Origin of the sequence: Janthinobacterium sp. AD80 (genome assembly GCF_002878455.1) — a bacterium.
Lineage (GTDB): Bacteria > Pseudomonadota > Gammaproteobacteria > Burkholderiales > Burkholderiaceae_D > Janthinobacterium.
The window spans coordinates 1-10122 of the sequence record NZ_NRDQ01000151.1 but is presented as its reverse complement, the minus strand read 5'-3'; the positions used below and the strand labels follow the sequence as shown (position 1 = coordinate 10122).

Here is a 10122-nt window from a genome sequence, read left to right as displayed (position 1 = left end):
CCGGCAACAGCCAGCAGCGCCGCGCCCGCATGCGGCGGCAGGCTGGCCTGCGTCTGCAGCCACGCGGCGCCGGCGGCAAAACCGAGGATCAGGGTGCGCATGGAAGCGTGATGGTCGCCAGGTGCGAAGATAGGCATCAGACTATAGAGCCGGCGCCGGCGCTCAGGCGGCTTTCCGGCCCTTCATCTGATCCAGCGCAACAGGGGCTGGGCTGGCGCCTGGAATATCAGCGCCCGGCGCCCTGGCGTATTGCATGCCTGGCGCATCGTCCGGGCGCCTGGCAAAGCCGTTTTTCAGATAGAAGCCGGCTTTTCCCGTCGCGCAAAAGAGGTCGGTATCCTTGATACCCGATAAATGGCACTGTTCAACAAGCAGCGTCAATAGCTGTTCTCCGAGGCGGCGCTGCTGGTATTCGGATCCACGATCATTTCTGTAATGAATGCATGTAGTTTCCCATCTGAAATTGCGCGCGCAAACGCCACAAGCCTGTCGCCATCATGGGCCGACACCGAGGCCCACGAACCGCGTAGCGCATCGGCGTAAAACCCCACATCGCGTTCAATCGGGCCCCAATTCGTCGTGTCGTAAAGGTTCTTGAACGATAGGGCGGCAGGTGCTTCCAAAGAGAAAATAATTTTCATATGGCAAGATTCGACGGGCAAATGGAAAACCCCATGTTGAACGTTCTTTGCGCCTCGGGGAAAATTTACTTGCTACATGATCAATTTTAGCGCGTAACGCGGCGCCGGCATGGCAGCGGCTGGGGCCTGCGCCTGGTGCGCGCGCGGGCCGGCTAGGCAATGGCTTGCCGAACACCGCCCGCCCCCATCGACGGTATAATCGGCCTCGCTTACTTCAACACGCAGGCACGACATGACTTCCTCCGCACTTCCTCCCGACGCTTCCAGCGATTTTTCCGACGCCACCGAAGACAATAACGACGCCACCCTGGTCGCGGAACTGGGGGAACTGGCCGAACATGTCCGCCTGGTGAAGATGGAAGGCCGGGTCTTCGTGCGCTTTTCCGGCGTCGTCAAGGCCGGCCACCTGGTGGTGCCGTATGCGCTGGTGCCCGCGCAGGGCGTTCTGGCGCGGCCGGCCAAGTGGCGCAAGATGGACCGCGAAACCAAGCTGGCCCTGATACGCGAGCGGGCCAGCGTGGCCGTCTTCGACGAACTGCGCCAGCACGTGATGGATTTCGTCGCCGATATTGCCGGCCTGAGCGAAGACGTGGACACGGACCCGATGGTCTTCCTGCACACCCTGGGCGACATGCAGACGTCCGAGCCTGCCGGCATGGTATTTGACCGCATCCGCCAGCGCTTCAACCACGCCATCGAACGCCAGCAGGAAGAACAGCATGCTGCGCGCACGCGCCAGAGCATCAACCTGGCCGAGTATCCGGCCTCGTTCGAGATGGCGCGCCGCCTGCCGCGCCGCTTCATCGCCCTGCTGGGCCCTACCAATTCCGGCAAGACGCACCGCGCCATGGAAGCGCTGGTCAAGGCAAAAAGCGGCATCTACCTGGCGCCCCTGCGCCTGCTGGCCCTGGAAAACTACGAGCGCCTGCAGGAAGCCGCGCCGCACGGCAAGCCGCTGGCCGTCAGCCTGATCACGGGCGAGGAGCGCCGCGTCGTCGACGGTGCCACGCATATCGCCAGCACGGTGGAAATGCTGGACACGAAAACCGTCGTCGAAGTGGCCGTCATCGATGAAATCCAGATGCTGGCCGACCCGGACCGGGGCGCCGCGTGGACGGCCGCCGTCTGCGGCGCCCCGGCCCACACGGTGTACCTGGTGGGGGCGCCGGAAGCGCGGCGCGCCATCGAGGCGCTGGCCGATCGCCTGGAATGCCCGCTGGAAGTGCATGTCCTGAAGCGCATGGCGCCGCTGTCGATGGAGCCGACGGCCGTGCGCAAGGTGCGCAACCTGCGCCGCGGCGACGCCGTCATCGCCTTTTCGCGCCGCGAAGTGCTGATGTGGCGCGACATGATCACGGAAACGGGGCTGTCGGTGGCGACCGTGTACGGCAACCTGTCGCCTGAAGTGCGGCGCGCGCAGGCGCAGCGCTTCCGCGACGGCACGGCCGATATCGTCGTCGGCACCGATGCCCTGGCAATGGGACTGAACATGCCGATCGCGCGCATCGTCATGACCACCAGCGTCAAATACAACGGCCGCGAAGAGGAAGAGATTTCCGCCGCGCTGGCACGCCAGATCGCCGGACGCGCGGGCCGCTACGGTGTGCATGAAGAGGGTCTGGTGGCCGGCTACGACAACGAGACGCATGAAGTGATGCGCGCGCTGCTGAAGGAAAAGCTGCATCCGCTCAATACCAGCGGCTTCGCCGTGGCGCCCTCGCTGGAGCATTTGCACCGCATTTCCGCCGTCACGGGCGAGCTGTCGCTATCAAAACTGCTGCGCCGCTTCATCCACAACATCGACGTGCCCGATGGTTTCTTCTTCCCGCGCATCACGGAAGACCAGAAAGAGCGCGCCCTGTGGCTCGATACCCTGCCCCTGTCCGTGGCCGATAAATTTACCCTGTCGCTGGTGCCGATCTCCAGCAAAGTGCCTTCCCTGCAGACGGCGTGGGAGCACTGGTCGAAGAACCTGTCGCAGGGAAAAGTGAGCACGCTGCGCCAGCACGCGTATGGCGGCGGCACGCAGAATCTGCAGCAGGTGGAAGACACGTGCCGCTACTATTCGGCGTATGCGTGGCTCAGCTACCGCCTGCCCGAGTTCTTCCCCGATATCGACGTGGCGCAAAACCTGTCGCGCGATGCGTCGGAGCGGGTCGACTCCATCCTGCGCGCGCACAATGCCGCGTCGCGCGGGCGTTCAGGGAAAAAATTTAAATAGCCTGGATCTTCACGACACCTGATAAACCGCAGCGAGCGGCAGTGATTTGTGGCCAAGAAGCGCAAGGCGCAGCAGGTTTGATCAGGTGTACTAGCGCAGTTCCCAGAACCAGACCTCCGCGCACGTCCAGTAGCACTCGGAGCCGCAGACCTTCACCCCGGCCGACGGCAGCAGGATGTCGATATGCCCGCCGGCGCCGCCCAGGTAGCCCGGGATGCGGAAGAATGCCACGAGGCCCTTGCGCTGGCCGATGCCGTCTATCGCCGCATCGCGTGCGAATTTCTCGGGCGGGCCGAACATCGACGGGCTGGCCAGCATGTGCGCCAGCTTGGCCTGGCCCGGCTCGATCAGCGCGCCCTTGAACGGTCCCTTGCGGATCGCCATGCGCCCTTTCAGCTTGATGCCTGCCTTGATCAGCGCCAGGCTGACGCGGATGGCGCAGGTGTTGGCAAAGCTGTCCTTGCCGATCAAGTCTTCCCAGCCGATTTCGCCGAACAGGGCAGCCTGGTCAACGGCGGCCACGCTGGCATAATTTTCACGCAGCTTGATGAATGCAGGTTTCACGTCAGCCTCCCATCGGTGGTGGAGTGGTACAGGGAAAACGCCGCGCCAGGATGGCAACGATCAGGGTGGACGCATCGCGCTGGCGCGCTCCCGGCGGCAGTTTTTTCAGTTCAGCGACAATGTGCGCATCGATTTCCAGTGTTTTCAGGCGGCCCGCATCGCACCATTGCCGGCCCTGCGCCGCATCGGCCACGCCAGCCAGGTAGCCTTTGGCGTAGCGCTGGCCGAGCAGGAAAGCGGGATCGGCCATCTCTCCCCTGGACGGCCCTTCCTGGTAATAGGCAATCAGCTGCTCCGCGTTCAGGCGCGGCGCGGGCGGGTAGGCGGCACCCTGCCCGCGCGCGTTGGGCAGGCACAGGCTCAATAGAATCAGAAGGAAGGCGACAGGCATGGCCAGCCATGGTCAGTGGGACGGTCTGGCCGATTGTAGAACGATGCGCCAGCCCCGCACTGAGCGAGGTCAAGCGTAGGTCGGATACGTCGGGTAGGTCGGATTAGCGCGTCCGAAGGGCGCGCGTCATCCGACGATATTGTTGGCGCAACGGTATTGTCAGGTTACGGCCCTTGGCCTAAGCCGACCTACGGCACTGAACCAGGTCAGGCATCATCCGACGACTTTTTTGGCGCCACGGTGTTGTCGGGTTACGGCCTTTGGCCTGAGCCGACCTACGGCGCTGAACGATATCAAGCGTGGGTCGGATACGTCGGGTAGGTCGGATTAGCGCGTCCGAAGGGCGCGCGTAATCCGACGACATTGTTGGCGCCACCGGTGTTGGCGGCTTACGGCTTTTGGCCTGAGCCGGCCTACTGCTGAAAATGCAGCTTGAGCACCAGCCCATTATGGTCGTCGGCCAGGTAGATGTCGCCATCCTGGCCCAGTTTCACGTCGACGGGGGCGCCGCGCCCCTGCTTGCCCTTGCGCTCCCAGTTGCTGATCAGCTCGACGGACTTGCCCAGCGGGGCGCCGGCCTTGTCGGGCAGCAGCGCCACCAGGCGGTGGCCGTTGCCGCGGTAGCCGTGGTAGCCGATGATGAGGCTATTCCTGTACTGTTCCGGGAAGCGGCTGGCCGTGTAGAAGGTCATGCCCAGCGGCGCGGCGTGGCCGGGCAGCAGGCGCTGCGGCGCCACGTACTTGGCGGCGCAAGCCGTCTTCGGATATTCGGGACTGGCGACATTGTCGTCGTAGCAGTACGGCCAGCCGTAGTGCTGGTCGGCCTTGATCAGATTAAGTTCTTCGTGCGGCAGGTTTTCATCGCTTTTGAGCTGCGGCATGGCCGCCTGGATGGCGTCGCGCGCGTTTTCCGCCTGCCATAACTGGCCCGTCGAAGGATGGAAGGCCAGCGCCATCGAATTGCGCAAGCCGCGCGCGTGCGTGCGCCAGCTCGTCACCGTGCCGGCCGGCCAGGCCATCTTGTATTCGCGGATGGCGCCCAGCGCTTCCGGGCCTTCCGCCGAGGCGCACGGCTTGGCGGGATCCGGGGCCTTGCCATCGCTCTCGCAATGGTCGGTGCTGGATCCCACGTTCACATACAGATCGCCCTTGGGACTGAAACGCATGGTGGTCAGCAAGTGCAGGCCCAGTCCTGGCAAGGGCGGCGTCTTGGCCGTGCCGCCGATGATGTCGGTGGTGGCGCGGGCAGAGTCGCGCAAGTCGAAGCGGAAGATGCGCCCTACTTCGCCCACATAGACCATGCCGTCCGGCCCCTGCACGATGCCATTCGGGCGATCGAGCTTGTCGAGCAGCAGCTTGCGCTCATAGCCGGTGCCGGCCGCCTTGCGCTGCAACAGCCATAATTTGCCCTGTTTCGGCGTCCAGCCAGCCATGTCCGTGACGAGGATGTCGCCATTCGTCAGCGGCAGCACGCCACGCGGGAACTTCAGGCCATCGGCCAGCACGGCCACGCAAAAGCCGGGCGGCGTGGCAACGTCGAGGCGCGGCATGCCGTCGCACTGGGCGCTTTGCGTCGCCATGGCGGGAGCAAACGCGCCGGACAGGCAGGCGGCCAGCGCGCCGGTGATCATCTTGTTGTTCATCGTGGTCTCATTCCATCAAAGGTAAGCGGGGCAGCACGGCGCGCGCGTTGGCGCTGGTGGCGGCCGCCACATCGGCCAGTGCCAGGCCGCGCAAGTCGGCCAGCACGGCGCCGATGCGCGGCAATTCTTCGGGGCTGTTGCGGCCAGGGTGTATCCAGGCGGGAGAAATATCGGGCGCATCCGTCTCGAGCACGATGGCGGCCAAAGGCAGGTCGCTGGCCATGCGGCGTATTTGTAAGGCGCGCGTAAACGTCATGGCGCCGCCAAAACCCAGCTTGAAACCCAGTTCGATATAGCCCTGTGCCTGCTGGAAGCTGCCATTAAAAGCATGCGCGATGCCGCCGTTCGGGCGGATCTGGCGCGCGTGCTTGAGGACGATATCCTGCGAGCGGCGCACGTGCGTCAGCACGGGCAGGTCGAAGTCGCGCGCCATCTTCAGCTGCTCGCGCAAAAAATGCTCCTGCTTGGCGCGCATGGCCGGTTCGCACAGCATGGGAATGAAGAAATCGAGGCCGATCTCGCCGATGGCGACAAAGCGCGGGTCGGCCATGGCCAGCGCCACGGCCTCGCGCAGCGCCAATAAATCGTCTTCCGTTGCCTGCGGCACGTAGATCGGGTGGATGCCCAGCGCATAGCAGGCGTTGGGCGCCGCTGCCGCCAGATCGCGCACGATAGTGAAATTGGCCCGTTCGACGGCGGGGATGACGATCATGCCCACGCCCTGCGCGCCGGCGCGCGTCGCCACCTGCAGCGATTCGCTGCCGAATTCATGCGCGTCGAGGTGACAATGCGTATCGATCCACAGCATGGCGGCTCCTTAGTATTGCTCAGTATTGATAAGGCTGCAGCCCTTCATCCGTCAGGCGCAGCACGCGGTCGCAGCGCTTGGCCAGTTCGATATCGTGCGTGACAATGACGAAGGCCGTGCCCAGGGTGCGCGACAGTTCCAGCATCAGGTCGAAAATCTGTTCGGCCGTGGCGTGATCGAGGTTGCCCGTCGGTTCATCGGCCAGCACGCAGGCCGGCTGCGTGACGAGGGCGCGGGCCAGGGCCACGCGCTGGCGCTCGCCGCCCGACAGTTCGCCCGGCGTGTGCGACACGCGCTTGGCCAGGTTCACGCGCGTGAGGATCTGCTGCGCCAGGTCAGTGGCCGGGGTGCGCTTCATGCGGCGTATCATCAACGGCATGGCGACGTTGTCCAGCGCGGAGAACTCGGGCAGCAGGTGGTGGAACTGGTAGACAAAACCCAGCGAAGCGTTGCGCAGGTCGCCGCGCGCCTTTTCACTGAGGGTGGCGAAATCCTTGCCCAGCAAGCTCACCTTGCCGCTGGTGGGCGTATCGAGGCCGCCCAGCAGATGCAGCAGGGTCGATTTGCCCGAGCCGGAAGCGCCGACGATGGCGACGCGCTCGCCGCGGTGGATGTCGATATCGATGCCGGCCAGCACCTGCACCTTGTAGCTGCCCTGCGTGAAAGTCTTGCCCAGGCCACGGCAGGAAAGGACGGCGGAATCAGCGGAGGCGCCGTTGACGGCGGGTTTGTTCAGATCGGTCATGGTCGTATTCAGTGGATTATTCATAGCGCAGGGCTTCCGCGGGTTTCACGCGCGCGGCCCACCAGCTCGGGTACAGGGTCGCCAGAAAGGCGAGGATCACGGCCAGCACGCCGATCTTGGTGACGTCGGGCCAGCGCAGGTCGGACGGCACGGTGCTGATGAAATAAATGTCCTTGGAGAGGAACTGCACGCCCAGCAGGTGCTCGATGAAGGGCACGATGACGTCGATGTTCATGGCCACCAGCACGCCGCCGCCCACGCCCAGGATGGTGCCCAGGATGCCCACCAGCGCGCCCTGGATCATGAAAATCTTCATGATGGAGCCGGGCGAGGCGCCCAGGGTGCGCAAAATTGCGATATCGGCCTGCTTGTCCGTGACCGTCATCACCAGGGTGGAAACCAGGTTGAACGCGGCGACGGCGATGATCAGGGTCAGGATGATGAACATCATGCGCTTTTCCGTCTGCACGGCGGCGAACCAGTTGGCGTTCAGCTTGGACCAGTCGCGCAGCCACAGGTCGCCCGGCATGGTTTTTTTCAGTTCCGCCGCCACTTGCGGCGCCTGGTTCATGTCAGCCAGGCGCAAACGCAGGCCGGAAGGGCCATCGATGCGCAGCAGGCGCTGGCCGTCTTCGATATTGATGAAGGCCAGGCCCGCGTCGAATTCATTGTGGCCGGCCTGGAAGATGCCGCTGACGGTAAAGCTGCGCATGCGCGGCAGCACGCCCGCTGGCGTGACCTGGCCCTGCGCCAGCATCAAGGTGACTTTTTCGCCCAGGTTGACGCGCAAGGCGCGCGCCAGCTCGATGCCCAGCACGATATTGAAGGTGCCCGGCTGCAGCGCCTTGAAGCTGCCCATGCGCGTCTGGCCGGCCACGTCGGACACATTCGGCTCTTCCTCGGGCAGCACGCCGCGCACGATGGCGGGGCGCAGCGCGTCGTCGCGCAGCAGCATGCCCTGCGTTTCCACAAACGGCGCGGCGCCTTTGACGGCAGGATTCTTGAAGGCCTGCGCCGCTTCGGCGCGCCAGTCGGGCATGCTGCCGCTGTTGTCGAACACCTCCACGTGGGCCAGCACGGACAGCATGCGGTCCGTCACTTCCTTCTGGAAGCCGTTCATCACGGACAGCACGACGATCAGCGCGGCCACGCCCAGGCCGATACCGGCCATGGAAATGAGCGAAATAAAAGAGATAAAACTGTTACGGCCACTGCGCTTGCCGGCCCGCGTGTAGCGCAGCCCGACCAGCCATTCGAAAGGAAGATTTTTTAACATGCTTGTGAAGTAATTGATTCTTGTGTAAGCGACATGCCGCTGTGCCGACCCAATGGCGAAGTACCGGGGTCGGACCCTGAGGGTCCGACCCCGGTTTCTGCCTCAGGGCTAATTATCTTATTCATACCGCAGCGCCTCGGCCGGTTTGACACGCGCGGCGCGCCAGCTCGGGTAGATGGTCGCCACCAGCGCCAGGCCAAAGGCGATCAGGCCGATCTGCGCCACGTCCAGCCAGTGCACGTCCGACGGCACGGCGCTGATCTGGTAGATTTCCTTGGAAATGAAGTGCAGGCCGAAGATGCCTTCAATGAAGGGCACGATGACGCCGACGTTCAGCGCCAGCAGCGTGCCGCCGATCACGCCCAGCGCACTGCCCAGCAAGCCTACCAGCGCGCCCTGGATCATGAAAATCTTCATGATGGAGAACGGCGAAGCACCCAGGGTGCGCAAAATGGCGATGTCGGCCTGTTTGTCCGTGACGGACATCACCAGGGTCGAAACCAGGTTGAACGCGGCCACGGCGATGATCATGCTGAGAATGATGAACATCATGTTCTTCTGGCTTTGCACCAGCGCATACCAGCTGGCACTGGCGCGCGACCAGTCGCGCATCCACAGCTGGCCCGGCATCGATGCCTTCAGTTCGCGCGACACTTGCGGCGCCTTGTTCATGTCGTGCAGGCGCAAACGCAGGCCGGACGGGCCATCGAGCTGCAGCAGCTGCTCGGCGTCCTGCATATTGACGAAGGCCAGGCTGCCATCGAGTTCATTGTGGCCCGCCTCGAAGATGCCGGCCACCTTGAGCGCGCGCATGCGCGGCATGACGATGCCGTTGGCCGGATCGCCCGCCTTCGGCTCGCGTTCCAGCATCAGGGTCACGTTCTGCCCGACTTTCACATCCAGCGCCTTGGCCAGGTCGATGCCCAGCACGATATGGTAGGAACCGGGGGTCAGCGCGCTGAAACTGCCCTGCTTCATCTGGCTTGCCACGCTCGACACGGTGGCTTCCTGCTGCGGCAGCACGCCGCGCACGACGGATGGACGCATGGTTTCGTCGTTGAGCAGCATGCCCTGGGTTTCCACGAACGGCGACACGGCCTTGACCTGCGGGTTGGCGTAGGCGGCGCGCTCCTGCGCCTGCCAGTTCGGCATCGAGCCGCTGGTATCGAACACCTCGACGTGGGCCAGCACCGACATCAAACGGTCAGTGACTTCCTTCTGGAAGCCGTTCATGACGGAGAGGACGACGATCAGGGCGGCCACGCCCAGGCCGATGCCGGCCACGGAAATGAGGGAAATGAAGGAAATGAAGCTATTGCGCCCGCTGCGTTTCCCGGCGCGCGTATAGCGCACGCCGACCTGCCACTCAAAAGGAAATTGTTTGATGATGCCCATGCGCTCCCGCGACAACGATGATATGCGAGCGCGCAGTGTGCCACACAATGGGCATTTCATGCATCAACTCTGCGTGATCCATGTGTGAAACCGCGCACGCCTGCCCTATTTTTCCTCCTGCGCCAGGCCAAACGCGGCCAGCAGCTGGCCCGCCAGCGCATAGTGCCGCATCTGCGCCAGGGTCAGACGGTGCTGCTGGTCGATGCGCCGCTGCTGTATCGTGAAATACGTGTCGCGCGTCTGGATGATCTGCTGCAGGTTGCGCCGCCCTGCCTCATACTGGATGGCGCCGCCGCGCACGACGAAGGCCATCTTCCTTTCCTGCTCTTCAAGCAAGGCCAGGGTGCGCTGCGCGTTGGCGATGCGCGGCAGCGTGCTGGCCAGGTCGGCGCGCGTGCCCTGCTCGGCGCGCGCCACGTCCGCCTCTGCCGCCTGGGC

The 10122-nt window shown here is 64.1% G+C and carries 10 protein-coding genes; 1 reads left to right on the top strand and 9 read right to left on the bottom strand.

Going from position 1 to position 10122, the window contains the following annotated elements; translation table 11 throughout:
- Window positions 1-377: 377 nt before the first annotated feature.
- Window positions 378-641, bottom strand: coding sequence for a hypothetical protein (locus JaAD80_RS23435; protein WP_180979555.1), 264 nt, complete (start codon window positions 639-641; stop codon window positions 378-380).
- Window positions 642-873: 232 nt separating this feature from the next.
- On the opposite strand from JaAD80_RS23435, the gene JaAD80_RS23430 reads away from it, so the two are divergent.
- Window positions 874-2862: a helicase-related protein gene (locus tag JaAD80_RS23430; RefSeq protein WP_102298040.1), complete on the top strand. Its 1989-nt coding sequence runs from the start codon at window positions 874-876 to the stop codon at window positions 2860-2862.
- Window positions 2863-2952: 90 nt separating this feature from the next.
- Here the strand turns inward: JaAD80_RS23430 and JaAD80_RS23425 are convergent, their stop codons facing one another.
- The 8 genes from JaAD80_RS23425 to JaAD80_RS23390 form a co-directional block, all read right to left on the bottom strand.
- A complete protein-coding gene (locus JaAD80_RS23425) occupies window positions 2953-3426 on the bottom strand; it encodes a T6SS effector amidase Tae4 family protein (protein WP_219726868.1) in 474 nt (157 codons plus the stop codon).
- Between the two features lies 1 nt (window position 3427).
- On the bottom strand, window positions 3428-3817 hold the full coding sequence (locus tag JaAD80_RS23420) for a Rap1a/Tai family immunity protein (RefSeq protein ID WP_146012501.1): 390 nt from the start codon (window positions 3815-3817) through the stop codon (window positions 3428-3430).
- A gap of 413 nt (window positions 3818-4230) precedes the next feature.
- A complete protein-coding gene (locus tag JaAD80_RS23415; protein ID WP_102298034.1) occupies window positions 4231-5460 on the bottom strand; it encodes a sorbosone dehydrogenase family protein in 1230 nt (409 codons plus the stop codon).
- A gap of 7 nt (window positions 5461-5467) precedes the next feature.
- Window positions 5468-6265 (bottom strand): TatD family hydrolase, encoded by a 798-nt coding sequence (locus tag JaAD80_RS23410; protein ID WP_102298042.1) that lies wholly within the window; start codon window positions 6263-6265, stop codon window positions 5468-5470.
- Between the two features lie 22 nt (window positions 6266-6287).
- Window positions 6288-7013, bottom strand: coding sequence for a lipoprotein-releasing ABC transporter ATP-binding protein LolD (gene lolD / locus JaAD80_RS23405; protein WP_102298033.1), 726 nt, complete (start codon window positions 7011-7013; stop codon window positions 6288-6290).
- A 16-nt stretch (window positions 7014-7029) separates the two neighbouring features.
- Window positions 7030-8289 (bottom strand): lipoprotein-releasing ABC transporter permease subunit, encoded by a 1260-nt coding sequence (locus tag JaAD80_RS23400; protein WP_102298030.1) that lies wholly within the window; start codon window positions 8287-8289, stop codon window positions 7030-7032.
- 117 nt (window positions 8290-8406) lie between these two features.
- Window positions 8407-9684, bottom strand: coding sequence for a lipoprotein-releasing ABC transporter permease subunit (locus JaAD80_RS23395; protein WP_102298028.1), 1278 nt, complete (start codon window positions 9682-9684; stop codon window positions 8407-8409).
- Window positions 9685-9789: 105 nt separating this feature from the next.
- Window positions 9790-10122 (bottom strand): TolC family protein (locus tag JaAD80_RS23390; protein WP_374755270.1); only part of this gene is annotated, 333 nt, incomplete at its 5' end.